The sequence below is a fragment of the Bradyrhizobium sp. Crot121 genome (assembly GCF_059512385.1).
This window is the reverse complement of sequence record NZ_JCAMOR010000006.1, coordinates 181229-198113: the sequence shown is the minus strand read 5'-3', so window position 1 is coordinate 198113 and position 16885 is coordinate 181229. Positions and strand designations below refer to the sequence as shown.

General features: G+C 61.0%; 16 protein-coding genes and 1 pseudogene. 14 read left to right on the top strand and 3 right to left on the bottom strand.

Annotation, left to right across the window (positions count from 1 at the left end; all coding sequences use genetic code 11):
• The first annotated feature begins 85 nt into the window (after positions 1-85).
• The 4 genes and pseudogenes from AC5ZGW_RS09185 (at position 86) to AC5ZGW_RS09170 (ending at position 4079) form a co-directional block, all read left to right on the top strand.
• Entirely contained in the window at positions 86-472 is a 387-nt protein-coding gene (locus tag AC5ZGW_RS09185) for a hypothetical protein (RefSeq protein ID WP_130229666.1), read from the top strand.
• A gap of 155 nt (positions 473-627) precedes the next feature.
• The gene (locus AC5ZGW_RS09180) at positions 628-1263 is read left to right on the top strand and encodes a DUF1007 family protein (protein ID WP_130229667.1); all 636 of its coding nucleotides are present in this window, start codon (positions 628-630) and stop codon (positions 1261-1263) included.
• On the top strand, positions 1260-2384 hold the full coding sequence (locus tag AC5ZGW_RS09175; RefSeq protein ID WP_130229668.1) for a nickel/cobalt transporter: 1125 nt from the start codon (positions 1260-1262) through the stop codon (positions 2382-2384). The genes AC5ZGW_RS09180 and AC5ZGW_RS09175 overlap by 4 nt, the downstream gene beginning before the upstream one ends.
• 334 nt (positions 2385-2718) lie before the next feature.
• Positions 2719-4079: pseudogene (locus tag AC5ZGW_RS09170) on the top strand (tyrosine-type recombinase/integrase).
• A gap of 218 nt (positions 4080-4297) precedes the next feature.
• On the opposite strand, the gene hemA reads toward AC5ZGW_RS09170, so the two are convergent.
• Together hemA and AC5ZGW_RS09160 are read right to left on the bottom strand one after the other, a co-directional pair.
• Complete coding sequence (hemA, locus tag AC5ZGW_RS09165; protein WP_130227184.1) at positions 4298-5545, bottom strand: 5-aminolevulinate synthase; 1248 nt, start codon at positions 5543-5545, stop codon at positions 4298-4300.
• Between the two features lie 70 nt (positions 5546-5615).
• Positions 5616-6236 (bottom strand): SCO family protein, encoded by a 621-nt coding sequence (locus AC5ZGW_RS09160; protein WP_130227183.1) that lies wholly within the window; start codon positions 6234-6236, stop codon positions 5616-5618.
• Between the two features lie 178 nt (positions 6237-6414).
• Between AC5ZGW_RS09160 and AC5ZGW_RS09155 the strand changes: the two genes are divergently transcribed.
• The 10 genes from AC5ZGW_RS09155 to AC5ZGW_RS09110 all read left to right on the top strand — a co-directional run bounded on the left by AC5ZGW_RS09155 (position 6415) and on the right by AC5ZGW_RS09110 (position 15702).
• The gene (locus AC5ZGW_RS09155) at positions 6415-7140 is read left to right on the top strand and encodes a carboxypeptidase regulatory-like domain-containing protein (RefSeq protein ID WP_130227182.1); all 726 of its coding nucleotides are present in this window, start codon (positions 6415-6417) and stop codon (positions 7138-7140) included.
• 113 nt (positions 7141-7253) lie between these two features.
• On the top strand, positions 7254-8384 hold the full coding sequence (locus AC5ZGW_RS09150; RefSeq protein ID WP_130227181.1) for a metallophosphoesterase family protein: 1131 nt from the start codon (positions 7254-7256) through the stop codon (positions 8382-8384).
• A gap of 11 nt (positions 8385-8395) precedes the next feature.
• Positions 8396-8860, top strand: a complete 465-nt coding sequence (locus AC5ZGW_RS09145; protein ID WP_130227180.1) for a c-type cytochrome — start codon at positions 8396-8398, stop codon at positions 8858-8860.
• Positions 8861-8991: 131 nt separating this feature from the next.
• On the top strand, positions 8992-10422 hold the full coding sequence (locus AC5ZGW_RS09140) for a cbb3-type cytochrome c oxidase subunit I (protein WP_130227187.1): 1431 nt from the start codon (positions 8992-8994) through the stop codon (positions 10420-10422).
• 146 nt (positions 10423-10568) lie between these two features.
• Complete coding sequence (locus AC5ZGW_RS09135) at positions 10569-12122, top strand: cbb3-type cytochrome c oxidase subunit II (RefSeq protein WP_245474804.1); 1554 nt, start codon at positions 10569-10571, stop codon at positions 12120-12122.
• Complete coding sequence (locus AC5ZGW_RS09130) at positions 12119-12307, top strand: hypothetical protein (RefSeq protein ID WP_130227178.1); 189 nt, start codon at positions 12119-12121, stop codon at positions 12305-12307. Before AC5ZGW_RS09135 ends, AC5ZGW_RS09130 begins: the two co-directional genes overlap by 4 nt.
• The gene (locus AC5ZGW_RS09125) at positions 12267-12470 is read left to right on the top strand and encodes a hypothetical protein (RefSeq protein WP_130227177.1); all 204 of its coding nucleotides are present in this window, start codon (positions 12267-12269) and stop codon (positions 12468-12470) included. The genes AC5ZGW_RS09130 and AC5ZGW_RS09125 overlap by 41 nt, the downstream gene beginning before the upstream one ends.
• A 145-nt stretch (positions 12471-12615) precedes the next feature.
• The gene (locus AC5ZGW_RS09120; RefSeq protein ID WP_283813279.1) at positions 12616-12741 is read left to right on the top strand and encodes a hypothetical protein; all 126 of its coding nucleotides are present in this window, start codon (positions 12616-12618) and stop codon (positions 12739-12741) included.
• Positions 12742-12799: 58 nt separating this feature from the next.
• On the top strand, positions 12800-13525 hold the full coding sequence (locus AC5ZGW_RS09115; RefSeq protein WP_130227176.1) for a sulfite exporter TauE/SafE family protein: 726 nt from the start codon (positions 12800-12802) through the stop codon (positions 13523-13525).
• Positions 13526-13722: 197 nt separating this feature from the next.
• Positions 13723-15702 (top strand): heavy metal translocating P-type ATPase, encoded by a 1980-nt coding sequence (locus AC5ZGW_RS09110; RefSeq protein WP_496113898.1) that lies wholly within the window; start codon positions 13723-13725, stop codon positions 15700-15702.
• 9 nt (positions 15703-15711) lie between these two features.
• On the opposite strand, the gene AC5ZGW_RS09105 is transcribed toward AC5ZGW_RS09110, so the two are convergent.
• Positions 15712-16875, bottom strand: coding sequence for an FAD-dependent oxidoreductase (locus tag AC5ZGW_RS09105; protein ID WP_463327042.1), 1164 nt, complete (start codon positions 16873-16875; stop codon positions 15712-15714).
• Positions 16876-16885: the final 10 nt, after the last annotated feature.

Here is a 16885-nt window from a genome sequence, read left to right as displayed (position 1 = left end):
ATTCAGCACGGTTGCGCGGGTTCGGCCGAAGGCGATAGCTTCAAGGACCTCAGAAGGGAACGGCTCCTTGGCGGGGGCGAAATCGATGTCAGCACGGGTCTTCACCCGGCGATGCGGAGCCTATCTCGCGCTGGCGGCGCTTGTGCTGCAGCTCGCGCTGTCGTTCGAGCACGTCCACAAGCACGATCTCACTTTTTCAAGCTTCGGCCGCACCGACGGCGAGAGCCTCAGGCACGCCCGGCCAACAGGGCAATCCGTAACGCAGCTGCCGGCGCGACTGGCCGATCACGATGACAACTGCCCAATCTGCTTCTCGGGCTTCCTGCTGTCGAACTCCTCACTACCGGATGCGCCTGAAGGTCTGAAAGCGCTCCAATTTGCAGAAATTGATCGCGCGTTAAATTCGGTTTCCGATCGGGTGATTAAACCGCGTCACCCGGCATTCCTGTCACGCGCGCCCCCCGCCGTCTGAAGCCTTGCCGTCACTTCCGTGCCGCAGGACTTGTCTTGCGTGGCGCGAGGCAGGGTGCATGCGTCACCTAGTGCGCTATCACGCTCTGATGCGCATTTGAGATCACCGTCCCCGCTGATGCGGGTCCACTCATTACTCGATTCGGCAGATAGACCATGATCAAACGCTCGTGTTACTCCGCCGCGATTCTTCTCTTGTTATCCGTCAACTGCGCCGAGGCGCACCCCCATGTCTGGGTCACGTTTCACAGCGAAGTCCTCTACGCCGCTGATGGCACCATGACGGGTGTTCGCCACGCCTGGACCTTCGACGACATGTTTTCAGCTTATGCGATTCAGGGCATCTCGCACGCCAAAAAGGGCCAGTACACGCGCGAAGAACTCGCCTCGCTCGCGCAGGTCAACGTGGATTCGCTGAAGGAGTATGGCTATTTCACCTTCGCGCGCGCGGACGGTAAGAAAGTGAAGTTTTCGGACCCCGTCGATTATTGGCTGGATTACAAGAACGCCGCCCTGACTCTCCATTTCACTTTACCTTTGAAGGCGGCCGCCACGGCAAAGGCAATGCAGATTGAGGTCTACGATCCCACGATCTTTGTGGATTTCGAATTTGCCAAGGACAAGCCGGTTTCCTTGAGCGGCGCGCCGCAATGCAATCTGACTTACGATCTGCCGCACCAGCCAACGCCGGCGGAACAGTTGCGGCTCAGTCAGCTCGATAGCGATCCGCTCGATGCCTCCAGCACCTACGGGGAAACCTTCGCGAACAAGATGCTGGTAAAGTGCCCATGACCAGACCGCGCGCCGTCTCCGTCACTGCCCTCCTGGCGATCCTTATCGCCTTTGCAGGCGGCATCGTATCGGCCTGGAGCGCGCCGTTTGGTGCGCCGCATCCCGCCGCAGCCGGCATCTCCGCTTCGGGCGTCAGCGGTTGGATTTTTGCGGAGCAGGCCGCCTTCTACCGTTCGATGTCGGGCTTCATCCGGGCTAGCAAGGAGGATGGGGCCGCGATGTGGGGTCTGTTCGGCATCTCCTTTCTCTATGGCATTTTTCATGCCGCAGGCCCGGGGCATGGCAAGGCGGTCATCTCCTCCTACCTCATCGCCAATGAAGAGACTTGGCGCCGGGGCGTTGTCCTGTCATTCGCGTCCGCGGGCATTCAATCCATTGTCGCCATTATCGTCGTCGCCATCGCCGCCGTTCTTCTCGGCGCTACAGCAAAGGCGATCGGGCTGACGGTCCGTCTCGTCGAGATCACAAGCTATGCTCTCGTCATCCTGATCGGGCTCAGGCTTCTCTATGTCAAAGGTCGCGGTTTTCTCATCGCCTCGCGCGAGCTGACATGGAGGACGGCGCCCGAACTGGCTTTCGCGTCGGTTCCGGTGGCCAAAGGCCAAACTGCGAATACCCTCGGGTTGTCCGCGGGGAGGCCTGCCGCGATCGCCATGCGCGGCGGCCAATGCATGGTCGATGGCTGCACCGTGCACGGCTTTCATTGTCACGATGAGCATCACGCATCGGCCTGGGGTCACGCCCATGGGCCGGAGCCCGCTGAGCTCGCAGGCAGCGGCGGTTGGCGCCGAGGTCTGTCCGCGGTGGTCGCGGTTGGATTGCGGCCGTGTTCCGGCGCGGTCATCGTGCTGATCTTCGCGCTGGCCCAGGACCTGTTCTGGACCGGTATCGGCGCCACCTTGATCATGGGATTGGGGACGGCCGTGACGGTCGCGGCGATCGCAACACTCGCCGTCAGCGCGCGCGGACTCGCAACGCGCCTTGCTCTTACGCGAGCCGGGCTTGGCATGCTCGCGATGCGCGGAATCGAGGCTGGCGCCGCAGCACTTATCGTCGCCTTTGGCACATTGCTACTGGTGGGTTACATGGCCAGCGAGCGACTCTGGATGTTCACCGGGTGAGGGCCAGCCTGTGAGCGCACCGGCGACGATTTGATTGAATTGCTTACTCGGGTAAATGAAGCCGAGTTACAGTTTCGGGCTGGGGCGCGCATGGCGCTGCAAAACGAAATGGCGCGCCCGACACGATTCGAACGTGTGACCTTTGCCTTCGGAGCAAGATAACGTGTCCGTCCGAAAAATACGATAGGGCACGCTATGCGACGCTATCACTCTGAGGCAATTGGATATTCTCAACAACAGAAGCGACGCTCCTATCCGAAAGCTCGCACCGATTTTCTCCCGGCTGCTTACGTGCTGCTTACGCGAGAGATCGTGCCCGGAACGAAGGCACGTCATGGTTAAGATCACAAAGAGGATTGTTGAGGCGGCAGAAGCTAAAGAGAAGGACTACGTCATCTGGGACGACGAACTGACCGGCTTCGGACTCCGGGTCTTCAATTCGGGCAAGCGGAGCTACGTTATCCAGTATCGAACGAGGGGTCGCTCACGTCGCTACACAATTGGGCTTCACGGAGCCTGGGCGCCTGAGACTGCACGCCGTGAAGCGAAGGTGCAACTCGGTCGGGTCGCTGGGGGAGATGATCCCGTCGAAGTTCGCCAGCTCGATCACAAGGCGATCACTGTGAAGGAGCTGTGTGCCCGCTATGTCGCTGATCTCCAGGCCGGGCTCATCCTAGGAAAGGGAGGGCGGCCGAAGAAAGCCTCAACGATCGTCACCGACACTGGCCGCATTGAGCGTCACATTATTCCGCTCATTGGGACTCGGCGGGTCAAGGATCTCACGAAGACGGACACCCACAAGGTCCTCAAGGACATCATGGCCGGAAAGACGCGGATTTCGGTCAAGACCAAGAAGTTACGGGGAAAGGCCATCGTCCGAGGCGGCGCTGGAACCGCCACGCGCACCGTTGGTCTCCTCGGCGGTATCCTCACCTATGCCGTCGAGGCGGGCATTATCCATGGCAACCCGGCCCATGGCGTCCGCAAGCCAAAGGACAACGTGCGAAAGCGTCGGCTGTCCGAGGCGGAGTACCGAATACTTGGTCGGATGCTCCGCGACGCTGCCAAGCAGGAGAAATACACCACCATCGTGGACATCATTCGCCAACTCGCGCTGACCGGCTGCCCGCGCAGCGAAATGATCGCCTTGAAATGGACGGAGGCGGATACCGAGTCGAGTTGCCTGCGGTTGGAGGACAGCAAGGAGGGTGAATCCATCCGTCCCATAGGGCTGCCGGTCATCGAGTATCTTGAGCGACGACGCACCGACAATGTCGGTACATACCTCTTCCCGGGGCAGGGTGAGGACAATGCGTTCGGCAACTTCCCGAACCATTGGAAGCATCTCTTCGAGGACTCCCCGCTATCCGATGTGACTCCCCACGTCCTGCGTCACAGCTTCGCAAGCATCGCCAATGATCTAGGCTTTACCGAGGTTACCATCGCGGGGCCCTCGTCGGCCATGCCAAAGGTTCGGTGACGAGCAAATACATTCATACGCTTGACACAGCGCTCATCATGGCTGCGGACACGATCTCGGGCTACATTCAAGGGCTCCTTGATGGCATTGAGTTCAAGCAAACCGCCTACGCCCTCGACCGCGATTCACGAAAAGCCGCCCTGGCCCGCTTCCTGAAGAGGGCTTCGGGTGGTGACGAAGAGGCGATCGAAGAGGAGCGCCGCTTGGCTGCTTAGGGCATGCATCTATTCACAAGATCACCACTGCAGATCAGGCCACGTTCGATGTCCGATATGGCTCCGAAAGCGGCGCGAACGCAGATATCGTCGGGAGTCGGGCCGGACTCGGACCTCACGCGATGTCGCTTTTCGCGCCGCCATTGGAGGCATAGCCGACGTTGAACGCGTCCCAATCGAGGCGCCCGATTTATAAGCCACGCCCGGGGCGCCGTCTTTCAACCGGCGCTGCGAACCAACTCTTCCGCCAGCGTTTGGCCCTTGCGGGGCAGCGCAAGCCGATCCCAGACGTCCGCGAGCGCCCCAACCAACTGATCGACCAGGATATCGTCGTGATACGGCGTGGGCGTGATGCGCAGCCGCTCGGTCCCTCGCGATACGGTCGGATAGTTGATCGGCTGGATGTAGATGCCGTGGTCTGCGAGCAAGAGGTCGGTCGCGGCCTTGCATTTCTCGGGGTCGCCCACCATGACGGGGACGATGTGGGTATCGCTCAGCATGACCGGTAGCGAAGCTGCGCTGAGGACTCGTTTCACGCAGGCGACCAGCTCCTGCTGGCGCTCGCGCTCCCAGCTCGAAGTCTTGAGATGACGGATTGCCGCGGTCGCTGCCGCGCAGATGGCTGGCGGCAGTGCTGTCGTGAAGATGAAGCCGGGTGCATAGGAGCGGACCGCGTCTACGAGATTGGCCGATCCCGCGATATAGCCGCCGAGGCATCCGAAGGCCTTGGCAAGCGTTCCCTCGATAACGTCGATACGATGCATGGCGCCGTCGCGTGCCGCGACTCCAGCGCCGCGTGGGCCGTACATGCCGACTGCATGCACTTCGTCCAGATACGTCATGGCACCATAGCGAGCGGCAAGGTCGCAGATCTGCCCGATCGGCGCTACGTCGCCGCCCATCGAGTACAGGCTCTCGAAAACAATCAGCTTGGGACGACCAAGGTCGACTGCCGCCAGAAGCTCCTCAAGATGAGCAGCGTCATTGTGTCGCCAGATCCTTTTCTCAAGACCAGATTGGCGGACACCCTCGATCATCGAATTGTGGTTCATCGCGTCCGACAGGATGAGGCAATTCGGGATCAGCCGGGCGATCGTCGAGATGCCCGTTTGGTTCGAAACGTAGCCGGACGTGAAGACGAGCGCAGCCTCCTTGCCGTGCAAGTCTGCGAGTTCGCGCTCGAGCTCGACTAGCGGGTGATTTGTACCGGAAATGTTGCGGGTGCCGCCGGCACCGGTGCCCATCCTGGTCGCCGTCTCGACCATGGCGCCGATCACCTTCGGATGCTGCCCCATCCCGAGATAATCGTTCGAGCACCAGATCACCACATTCCAAGTTCCCTGGGGCGAGTGCCAAACCGCCCACGGAAATCGTCCGGCGATGCGCTCAAGATCCGCAAACACCCGGTAGCGATGTTCATCACGGAGCCTAGTGATCGCATCCGCGAAAAATTTGTCATACATCATGAGTTTGGTCTCACGCGGTGCCAAATCATTCCTAGAGATGACCGGTGCTGCTTCCCGGCATTATCTCACGTCAATGCGGCCTCACTTCCTGTTTCACGAGATGGAGCAGATCGTCGGCGATACGATCGGCGGGCGTGTCGGCGTCGAACGCCTGCACAAACTGGCCCTGCGGGTCCATGACGTAGATGTAGGTGCTGTGGTCAATGAGGTAGTCATCGGCGCCGTCACCGTTTTTATGAGCGACATAGTACGCTCCATAATCATGCGCCACGGCGGCGATCTGCGCCGGAGTGCCCGTGAGTCCGACAATTCTTGGATCGAACGACTGGGTGTATTTCCCCAACACGTCGGTTGTATCGCGCTTGGGATCAACGGTGATGAAGAGCGGCTGGACCTTGGCGGCGTCGGGGCCGAGCGTCTCAAGCGCAGTGGCGATCTCCAGGAGCGTTGTCGGGCAAGTATTGGGGCAGAAGGTGTATCCGAAATACACGAGCAGCCATTTTCCCCGATAGGTCTGATCGGTGACCGTCGTGCCGTCGGGCGCTGTCAGACTGAAAGGTCCTCCGATCGTGACAGACGAGGTGGCCGCGCACGAGGCCGGTTGGCTGGTAACCAGCACTGCTGCGAGGACCGCGCCACAGAGACTGCGCCGGAGAGCCGAAGGATGAATGAGTTCATGGCGGCGATTCATTGAACCTCCGCAATCTCTGGTCGCAGCCTTCAGGCCGCGAAGCCGCTCCTCGGCGCCTGCCCTGCGCCAGTCAAACCATTGACTTCAGATAGGTTTAGGTATGCTATAAATTACTAAGGTGTGTTTCCCCTGGCAAGACGATTGGGTCTTGGCCTTGAGAGAATGGGGAGGCGCCGGGATGAAACCCATAAAATCAGTCATTGTGGCCTCCCTGATCGCCACCGCGATCAGCGGTGTGCCGGCGCGCGCGTACGAAGAGGGCCCCGTCCCCCAGGGCGGAACCATCCAGGGCAAGGTCATCTTTAATGGCGCGGTCGAAACGCGGAAGATCATTCCGAACAAGGATGTCCAGGTCTGTGACGGACCTCGCGACGAGCCCTTGATCGACGTTGGACCTGACAAGGGCGTGCAGAACGCGGTCGTGTATCTGACCCAGGTGGCGAAAGGAAAAGCCTGGCCGGCGCAGGCGGGGCAGGCCAAGACGCCCGAGCTCGTCAATCACAACTGTCGTTTCGAGCCCAAGGTTCAGGTGATCCGCGGGGGACCACTCGTGGTCGTGAATAGCGACCCGATACTGCACAACACCCACGGCTATTACGGGAAGCGCACAGCTTTCAATATGGCACTGCCGAACGAGGGGCAGCGAATTCCCACGGAGCTGACGCGGGCCGGAACCGTGCGCATCGACTGCGACGCACACGGCTGGATGGAAGGATGGATCTACGTGGTGGATAACCCCTACTACGCAATCACCGGCGCCGACGGAAAGTTCAGTATCACTGAAGTACCGCCTGGCAACTATACCCTGGTGGCGGTCCAGTCCCTCACTGGCCCCGTGCAGCAGTCCGTCACCGTCGCGGCCGGCAAGCCGACTGAACTAACGATAGAACTAATGAAGCAATAGACTTTTTCACCGCCGGTAATCGCCGGCAGCACTTGCGCAATGCACACATAACCGCGAGGTCCGGCGACAGATCTCAGACACAGAGAGGAACGATCTACCGGGAGGAGGCGCCTATGTCCGAGCTTGACCGTGAACGGCGTGAGTTGGCGGCGGTTCTCCAACGGCCTGGGGTACATCCCGATCCCTCGCTCCGTATTACTCGGCGCACTTTCATCCACAGATCGTGTTTGACCGGCGCGGCTACAGTCGCTCAGACTTTCGCATGGTGGCCGCTACTCAACACCATCGACGTCGCTTACGCTGCCGAGGAGCCCTTCAAGTTCGCCTGGGTTTCCGACACCCACCTGTACCCGAAGTCTGTCAACACGCGCTTCGTCGAGAAGGTGCAGCGCGCCGCGAGGGAAGTCCAGGCCATGAGCCCGCCGGCCGACTTCATGATCTTCGGTGGCGACTTGGCTCAGCTCGGCAGAGCCAACGAGCTCGAGCTCGGAGTTGAACTCCTGAACGAAGTGAAGATTCGGAAAGTCTTCATCCCGGGCGAGCACGATTGGTACTACGATATGGGCGCGAAGTGGAAGCAGCTTTTCGACAAGCCCAACTGGACCTTCGACCACAAGGGGGTGCGCTTTATCGGGCTCGACACGGTTACCCGCGGACCGGACTACTGGACGGCGCGGAAGATGAGCCCCGAAGAGCGCATGGACCATATGGCAACCCTCGACGGCAGCGTCGCCGGCCCGTGGGCCGGCGTGGGCCGCGACCAGCTCGACTGGATGCAGAAGACGCTTACCGACTGGGACAAAGCCAGGCCGGTTGTCATCTTCAGCCACAATCCGCTCTACGAATACTATCCGCCCTGGAACTTTTGGGTGCGCGACTGGCGTGAAGTTAATGAGGTGCTCAAGCCTTATCTCAACGTCACCAATATCCATGGCCACGTCCATCAGGTGCTCTACAACGAAATCGGAACCATGCGGTCGATCGGCATGCTGGCGACCTCCTGGCCTTGGCCCTATGCCCCCGAGGGCGTGCCCAAGCTCACCAAGCCGATGATCCGCGCCGACCCCGGCGATTTCTACGATGGTGTTGGCTGGGAAACCTTGAGCATGAAGAATGATCGGATCGAGACCGAGTACATTATGTGGGGCCGGAAGGAGGTCTTCGTTCAGTCGCCGCCGGACTCCTCGCTGAGTCAGCCTGAGATCCTGCGGCCGCGGATCGCCGACCAAATCTGGCCGTACTAGGGAGAACAGCCATGACAACCAGAACGACATTGCTGTTCGCTCTTTGCATTGCTTCGCTCGTTGGTCTCTTGGCCGCGCTTGCGGTTCTCGTCGGCCCTGCCAATGCGAACAAGGACCCGGTAACACCTCAACAGTTGAAAGCTTACGAGGACGCCTTCATGGAGCAGGTCAAGAAAGGCGACCTGTTGTTCCATGGCGATGCCGCGACCGCGAAGCAGATGAACGTCGTGCTCAGCAACACCGGAATGGCCTGCGCCATGTGCCATCCCTTTGCCTCCGACACCCACCCGCAGGCGTTCCCGAAGTATCAGGCGAGCATGAACAAATTCGCGACGCTTCGCGACATGATCAACTGGTGTATCGAAAAGCCAAATCAGGGCGAGAAAATCGATTCCGATTCGGATGCGATGAAGGCACTCGAGGCGTACATTTATTGGTCGAACAGCGGCTCGGTGCTGGTCCCCGGCAAGTACTAGCCTTCGGAACGCGAAGAAGCGGGTCCCGTGACGAGCGAGTTCGGACGGAGCAACAAATGCCGCAGTGATGCCTGAGGAGCCGCGCGGCGTGAGGCCGCGATGTCGGCAAAGGGCGCGCCATGACAGAAACATTGCAACTACGAGGCAGGTTCGCTGGTGTCGACCTTGATCAACTGGTCGATTGGAGTGTCGTTCGAACTTGGCTTTACCTGGGGATGTTCTGGCTCATGGTCACGCCGTCGATCGGCGTGGCGCTGTCCGGTCTCTTCAACTATCCCGACTATCTTGGTCCTACCTTGGGGCTGACTTTTGGTCGGCTCCGTCCGGTGCACGTCAATGGCGTCATTTTCGGCGCGTTTTCGACGCTGTTCATCGGCGAGTGCTATTATCTGGTGCCGCGCCTGTGCGGTGTTCGCGTGCCGTGGGGTCAGTGGGGCGTCCCGCTCGCCTGGGTGTGGAGCATCGCACTCCTGGCCGGTCTCGTATCGCTGCCTTTCGGGACGAACCACGGGCTGGAAGCCGGTGAACTCCCGCTCTTCGCTGAAATTCCCATGCTCATCGTAGTAGCCGCCGCGACTGCGCAATTCATCATGACCATCGCACAGCGCCTCGAACCGCAGCTCTATGTCGCGCTCTGGTACCTGATCGCCGCCTTCATATGGACGACGATGAACCTGGTTTTGGGAAGCTTCATCCTGCCCTACACGATTTCCGGAATAAACAGCGCGGCATTCCATGGCCTCTACATCCATTACATCGTCGGCCTCTGGATCACGCCCGCGGGTTATGTGCTGATCTACTACTTCCTTCCTGTCAGCGTGCGTAACCCACTCTACGCTCACAAGCTGTCACTGGTCGGCTTCTGGTCTCTCGCCCTGTTCTACCCGTTTGTCGGCATTCATCACTATCTCTACAGCCCGATCGCCGACTGGGCCGAGACGCTTGCAATCGTCACCTCCATGCTTCTGATCATTCCGGTGTGGACCGTGCTGGTGAACTTCTTCGGCACCGTGAAGGGGCGTTGGGATGGCTTCGGGAAGAATCTGCCCGCGAAGTTCCTGATCATGGGCTCGCTGATGTACCTGGCGGGTTGCTTCCAAGGCTCGGTCGAGGCGCTGCGGTCGATTCAACAGCCGACGCATTTCTCGGACTTCGTCATCTCCCATTCGCACCTCACCGTGTTCGGGACATTTGTTGTGTGGGCGATGGGCGGCCTTGTCTACGTCTGGCCGCGGGTGTGTGGTCGCGAGCTTTGGTCCTTTGCGCTCGGCAATTGGGCATTCTGGCTGATCACGGTCGGCATCTCCACGATGGGCCTCGTTCTGACCGCCGCTGGTCTGCAGCAAGGCTTTGAGTGGATGAACGGCACCGAGTGGGTCGACACGGTGGTGCGGATGAGGCCGTACTGGCTGGTGCGCACGCTCTCCGGTATCAGTATGGATACCGGGATGTCCCTCTTGGTGATCAACCTCATGATGACAGCGTTGACGAGGCCCGCCGAGGCAAGGGAAGTGGCTCCAGCACCCGGCGTGGCCCCCGTTCCTGCGGGAGGGGCGGAATGAACGCGCGATTTGTCGCCCTTGTCGCCGGCGTCGGCTTCTTCTTTCTTGCGGTCCTGACCCAGGGGATCCTGCCATTCGTTGAACCGTCAGCGCGGACCACTACCGTGACCGCGGTCGTTCGCACCGAGCTGGGTCAGCTCAAATGGATGGTGACCGAGGCCACCGACTACACCGCGATGGAGCAGCTCGGCCGTCGCGTGTATCTGCGCGAAGGCTGCTGGTATTGCCATTCCCAATACGTTCGTCCGGTGACGGGCGAGACGCGCCGTTGGGGCCCGGTGAGCGAGGCGGGCGAATACGCCTTCGATGTTCCGCACCTGTTTGGCACGCGACGCATCGGACCGGATCTGACGCGGGTCGGACTCAAATACGGCGACGAGTGGCATCTCGCCCATTTTTGGAATCCGCGCATGCTCACGGAAGACTCGATCATGGCGCCCTATCGGGAGCTATTTGATGCATCCGCGGAGGCAGTGAAGATCGTCGATGATGGGGCAGGCAATCGCACGCTCGATAAAACGACGGAAACCGCAAAGCTGTTCGACTTCACAAGCAAGGAGCAGATCAAGCTCACGCCGAACACCGACGGACTCTTGTTTGTGCCGATGCAAGCGCGCGGCAAGTTTCCGCTCATGTGGACGCCAAACAAGGAATACACGGGCAACACGGTCGAGATTGCCGTCGAGACGGAAGAGCTTCAGGGCCTCATTGCTTATGTCCAGAAGCTCGGCATGAACCGTGGCAAGTGGCGGGATAAGTTCGAGCCGCAAGAGCTGGCGGTGACGGACGCCACCCTTCCACGTTCGAGCCAATGGATCGCGTACGGCAAGGAAGTCTACGAGCGGCGATGTATCGGGTGCCACGGCGTCAAGGGTGACGGCAACGGACCCGCTGCGACTTTCCTGTTCAAGCAACGACCGCGAAACTTCAATGCGGCGGCCTTCAAGTTCCGCTTGACCCAGAAACCGATCCCCACCGACGGCGACTTGCTGCGAACCATCACCCGCGGCGTGCGCGGCACGGCGATGCCGGCGTGGTATGAGTTGCCACTCACGGATCGGCTCGCTGTCATCCAGTACATCAAATATGAGCTTGCGGTCGACCGCTCCGACCCCGCAGCACCCTATGCCTTCTTCACCGAGGAGCCCCCGGGCGCACCATTGTACATTGGAAGGCCGCCTGCGCCGTCCCAACAGCTGCTCGCTCACGGCAAGGAGGTCTGGCAAAGCGCCAAGTGCTGGGAGTGCCACGGCGATACCGGCAAGGGAGATGGTCAGAAAGCCCCGGGCCTGAAAGACGATCTCAACTTCCCGGCGCCGCCTGCGGATCTCACCAGCGGCCAGTTCAAATCGGGGCCGGCCGTGGAGGATATCTTCAGGACCATGAGCACCGGCCTCAGCGGAACGCCCATGCCTTCTTACCGCGATTCGTTGTCGGAGGACGATCGCTGGGCACTTGCCTACTATGTTGTTTCGCTGTCCGCCTTCAAAGACCCGCTCACCCTTCAGCCGCTGTCTATTTCGCCCGCGGATCGCGCCGCGCTCAACGATCCCAAGTTGGAGGCTGCCACGCCGGAAGATGCCTACGTTCTGGGTGGGGGCCGTATGCAGCGCGCTGAATTGTCTGGCGCTGCAACTGGCAAGCCGGAGGGCGTGTCGGCAAGCCGGACTTCCGCCCCGTTGAAGAAGAGTGAACCATGACGGATTTCGAGATCATAGGACCCTACATGGTCGCGTTGCTGATGAGCATCGGTGCGCTGTGTATCTTCATTTGGGGCGTCCTCTCGGGCGCCTTCAGTGGAGCGGACGACGCGGCTCTAAGGTTCTATCGCAGGGAGATGGAAAATGACCGAACCGACGAACCGGTCGAACCAGCCGGCGAGTGACAGTTCAGCCCACGAGATGGAGGAATATGCCGGCGGCTACATCCAGGCGCGGGTCGGCCACATCCCGATTTGGCTGTTGGTCGTCTATGCCGTGCTGTTCATCTGGGGGCTCTATTATCTGGTGAATTACTGGGGCGGGGTAGGCCCGGGAAGGCCGGGATGAGCGGGAGGGGGCGATGACGAGGAATCTGCCGGCGTGGCTTATTGCCAGCATCATCCTCGCGATTGCCGCCGTGAATCTGATTTTCCTGCTTTCCGAGCTCACCATGAATGTTGTTCGGGTCTACTTCGGCTGAAGGGAAAGAACCATGCTGGCGGATCCGATCTTCTCGCTGGCTGAGGCAAGTCCGGAACAGATCGTCGCGTTCATCGGCTTTGCGGTCTTCACGATCGGTTTCTTTGCCTGGGTCGCTTACCTCGTTCGTATGAAATAGCTGCCGCAGAGCAGCGCGCTCGGCGCAATGCGGCCGGGTGATTTGCGGGACATCTGCCGTGGCCTACTATCTCATGCTCTTCGCCGCAGGCTTCGCCGGCAGCTTTCACTGTGTCGGGATGTGCGGCGGTTTTGCCTGCGCGCTAGGCCACGACCCGCACGGTCAGGCGGCAACCGCGTTGCGCCATGTTCTCTACAATCTAGGACGATTGACAACTTATTGCTTCCTCGGTGGACTCGCGGGCACTCTCGGTCAAGTGATATGCACGCCTCAGGGAACGGCCGTCCCGATGTTGAGTGGCAGCCTCGATGCCGCCCAGCGAGGCCTGGCAGTTGTTGCCGGAATGCTCATGATCGCCATGGCGTTGCAATTCTTCGGCCTGCTGCCGCGCTTGCGTCACCTCGCGATCGGCTTCGGTAGCAGCACGCTCGCCGTATCCCTACGGAGCCTACTTGCCGCGGATGGCCACGCGGCACCGCTGGCATTCGGCGTGTTCAACGGCTTTCTGCCGTGTCCCCTGGTCTATGCCTTTCTCGCTGAGGCGGCGAGCACCGCAGGAGCGCTTCCTGGCTTTCTTACCATGGCGTCGTTCGGACTGGGGACTTTCCCGGCCATGCTGATGATGGGTGCCGTTGGCCAGTTTCTTGCGCCAGCATGGCGGCAGCGCGGCGTGTGGCTGGCCGGCAGTTGCATCCTGCTCCTTGGCCTTGTCACCCTTGGCCGCGGCATCCTGCCCTTCGCGGCTCACATGTCACATGGTTGGCCGGGAGGATATTTCGCATGAGCGAACGCGGCGGCATCCTGTGCAGCCATTGTCTGCTTCCTATCGGCGCACGAGCGATGCAGCGCACAGTGAACGGCGAGAGCCATGCGTTCTGCTGCTATGGTTGTTGCATCGCGTTTCAGGTGAAGAACGGCGAGAGCGAGGAATGGGAAGCCGCTTGGCTCCTGATCCGATTGGGCGCGGGTGGCTTTCTCTCCATGAACATCATGCTGTTCAGCCTGCTATTATATGCAGGGGCGTTCACGGGTGTCGATGCAAGGCTGCTTCCCTGGATTCACCTCCTCCTCTGGGTGTTCGCAACGCCGGCTCTGATTATTCTCGGCGGACCATTCCTTGCTGACACCTGGCGTGACGCGGTTGAAGGACGCGTGACGGCCTCTACGCTCATCGTCCTCAGCGTCGGCGCCGCCTATCTCTATTCAGCATTTGCCGTCGTCGAGCGCGGCCCGCACGTCTACTTCGACACCGCCACCATGGTTCTGATGCTGTTCACCGTGGGCCGCTATCTCGAGGCGGCTGGCCGCGCCCGGGCCGCCCGCAACCTCGAACCGCTCTTGGCCGCGGAAAGCGAATGCGCGACCGTGGTCGATGGTAGCGTGGAGACGCGCCGTGCAGTGCGCGGGGTTGGCGTCGGCACGTTGGTCCAGGTGCGGCCGGGAGAGCGCATTCCCCTCGATGGTACGGTGATGGAGGGCGAATCCCACGCTGACGAAGCTGTGATAACCGGAGAAAGCCGTCTCGTACCGAAGGGCGTCGGCTCCCCTGTTATCGCTGGCAGCATCAATTTGGATGGTCCGCTCTTGATCCGGACCACCCGAGCCGGGACGGACACCCGATGGGCCCAGATTTGCCGATCAGTGCGGGACGCGCTGACCCGGCGCAGTCCGACCCAACGCCTTGCTGACCGTGTTGTCGGCATCTTCGTCCCTCTCGTTCTGTCCCTCGGCGGGCTGACGACGCTTTATTGGGCGCAGTGGTTGCCGTTCGATCGGGCGTTGCTCATCGGCCTCGCCGTGCTCGTGATTGCCTGCCCGTGTGCAGTAGGCCTTGCCGCCCCGCTTGCGACCTCGCTCGGCATCGGGCGGCTGGCGCGGCGAGGCTGTCTGATCCGCGAGCCTGGCGCGCTCGAAGAACTTGCGCGCGCACGGCTGCTCGCATTCGACAAAACAGGTACGCTCACGTCGGGCAGAGCGCGTGTTGTGAGGATAGAGACCGACGGGATGGTGGCCGATGAGGTGCTCGCACGAGCTGCCGGGCTTGAGCGCCATTCCGAACATGGCTTCGGGCACGCCATCGCGGCAGCGGCGGCAGAGCGTGGCCTCGACCCGGTGGTTGCAGCCGACGTTCGGATCCTGCCCGGCCGCGGCATCCGAGGGAATGCAAACGGACAAGTAGTGGCGGCTGGCAGCCGAGTACTGATGAGCGAACTTGGCTGGTCGGTCGCGCCGGCTCTCGGCGAACGTGGTCGGTCGCTGGAAGCCGATGGTTACTCCGTGATCTATGTCGGATGGGGCGAGCAGGTGCGTGCCGCGCTGGCGCTCGATGATGCGGCGCTTCCCGAGGTGCGATCGACGGGCGAAGCACTGCGGAGCCGCGGGTTGCATGTGATGCTGCTGAGCGGAGATCTTGCGCATGCGACGCAGCGAGTTGCTGTTGCGGCCGGGATCGAGGATGCACGCTCTGGCCTGGCCCCCGAGGCCAAGCGGGCTGCCCTGCGTCGGCTGCGCCAAAGGTACGATGTGGTTGCGATGGTCGGCGACGGCCTCAACGACGGGCCGGTGCTCGCCGAAGCGGATATCGGAATCGCCGTCGGTTCCGCGACCGATCTCGCTCGCGAAACTGCTGCCGTGGTCTTGCCTCGGGGTGGGTTGTGGATGCTGCCATGGGTCGTCGATGTCGCACGCGCGGTTCGCATGACGATCCTCACCAACCTGCTATGGGCGTTCGGGTACAACCTGATTGCGCTGACGCTCGCCGTGCTCGGCCTGCTGCAGCCAGTCATTGCGGCTGCGGTGATGGCCGGCTCGAGCGTTCTCGTGGTACTGAACTCACTTCGCCTGGAACGGATGCCCGATCCCGTCCCCACGCCGTTATCTGCGGGGCAGCCGAGCGGCGAAACGCAATCTGCGACCGATACTTTTCCGGTGATGCCCGTGTCGGCAATCGAGCAAGGCTGAACGACGGCTTCAGCCGAAAATGTCGTGGGTGAATGCGGCGTACCAGCCGTCTGCCTGGTGCACGGCCTCGCGGCGTATCCAGGCATTGTCACCGACCTTGCTGAGGAAGAAGTCGTTGACCTTGATTGTCTCCGGATCGGCGCTGTAGCTGATCGCGCTCGTCACCGCGTCGTCGGAAGCAAGAACAGTGAAGCATGTATTGAACAAGTGGGGCGCAAATCGCTCGGATCCGGTGAGTGCAGCCAGGATTGCGAAGGCGCAGACCTTGGCTTGGCTGTTCGACGCAAAAGCCGATTTCGCCATATTGCCGGCCTTTGCCGCATCGCCGATGACATGGATGCCGGGCTGCAGCTTCGATTCGAATGTCATCGGATCGATAGGACACCATCCCGATTGATCCACGAGGTGCGCCTGCTGTGCGAGACGGCCGGCCTCCTGTGCCGGGATGACATTGGCGACATCGGCCTTGAACGTGTCCCCGGCCGTTTTGACCAATCGACCTTTCACGTCGACCGCCTTGATCCCACCCGTGAACTGCCCCGGCAGCCACTCGATCATTCCCGGATAGTGGCGGTTCCAACCATCTTCGAACACGTCCTGCGCGAAGAAACTGTCTTTCGCATCAAGGATCAGGATTTTCGCCCGCGGCTTGTACTGCTTGAAATAGTAGGCAATGAGGGAAGCGCGCTCGTAGGGACCGGGTGGGCAGCGGAACGGGTCCGGCGGGACGACGAGTACGAACACGCCGCCGTCCTCCATGCTTTCAAGTTGCTCTCGCAGAATCCTGGTTTGTGGCCCGGCGGTCCAGGCGTGCGGCATGATCTGCGTCGCGGCGTCGTCATAGCCATCGATGGCGCCGACCTTGAAGCCAATACCTGGGGCAAGGACAACGCGGTCGTACGATAGCTTTGCCCCGCCTTCGAGGCTCACGTTCTTGGCCTCTGGATCGATCGCCGTCACGGAGTCATGGACGACCTTGACGCCGTATCTCTGTTCAAGTGTCTCATAGCCATGCGTGAGCGATTCTAGCGAGCGAAGCCCGGCAAGATAGAGGTTGCTGAAGAAACAGGTCGTGTACTGCGCTTTGGGCTCGACCAGTGTCACAGCGAGCGCTTCGGAGCCCAGGGCCAAGTACTTGGCGGCGGTCGCACCGCCCACGCCGCCACCGATCACCAGGACTCGA

What these genes read in the sequence shown, in the direction of transcription:
- AC5ZGW_RS09185 (WP_130229666.1), top strand. Translation starts at nt 86, where the DNA reads ATGTCAGCACGGGTCTTCACCCGGCGATGCGGAGCCTATCTCGCGCTG.
- AC5ZGW_RS09180 (WP_130229667.1), top strand. Translation starts at nt 628, where the DNA reads ATGATCAAACGCTCGTGTTACTCCGCCGCGATTCTTCTCTTGTTATCC.
- AC5ZGW_RS09175 (WP_130229668.1), top strand. Translation starts at nt 1,260, where the DNA reads ATGACCAGACCGCGCGCCGTCTCCGTCACTGCCCTCCTGGCGATCCTT.
- hemA (WP_130227184.1), bottom strand. Translation starts at nt 5,545, where the DNA reads ATGATGTATGACAAATTTTTCGCGGATGCGATCACTAGGCTCCGTGAT.
- AC5ZGW_RS09160 (WP_130227183.1), bottom strand. Translation starts at nt 6,236, where the DNA reads ATGAATCGCCGCCATGAACTCATTCATCCTTCGGCTCTCCGGCGCAGT.
- AC5ZGW_RS09155 (WP_130227182.1), top strand. Translation starts at nt 6,415, where the DNA reads ATGAAACCCATAAAATCAGTCATTGTGGCCTCCCTGATCGCCACCGCG.
- AC5ZGW_RS09150 (WP_130227181.1), top strand. Translation starts at nt 7,254, where the DNA reads ATGTCCGAGCTTGACCGTGAACGGCGTGAGTTGGCGGCGGTTCTCCAA.
- AC5ZGW_RS09145 (WP_130227180.1), top strand. Translation starts at nt 8,396, where the DNA reads ATGACAACCAGAACGACATTGCTGTTCGCTCTTTGCATTGCTTCGCTC.
- AC5ZGW_RS09135 (WP_245474804.1), top strand. Translation starts at nt 10,569, where the DNA reads ATGGTGACCGAGGCCACCGACTACACCGCGATGGAGCAGCTCGGCCGT.
- AC5ZGW_RS09130 (WP_130227178.1), top strand. Translation starts at nt 12,119, where the DNA reads ATGACGGATTTCGAGATCATAGGACCCTACATGGTCGCGTTGCTGATG.
- AC5ZGW_RS09125 (WP_130227177.1), top strand. Translation starts at nt 12,267, where the DNA reads ATGACCGAACCGACGAACCGGTCGAACCAGCCGGCGAGTGACAGTTCA.
- AC5ZGW_RS09120 (WP_283813279.1), top strand. Translation starts at nt 12,616, where the DNA reads ATGCTGGCGGATCCGATCTTCTCGCTGGCTGAGGCAAGTCCGGAACAG.
- AC5ZGW_RS09110 (WP_496113898.1), top strand. Translation starts at nt 13,723, where the DNA reads ATGAACATCATGCTGTTCAGCCTGCTATTATATGCAGGGGCGTTCACG.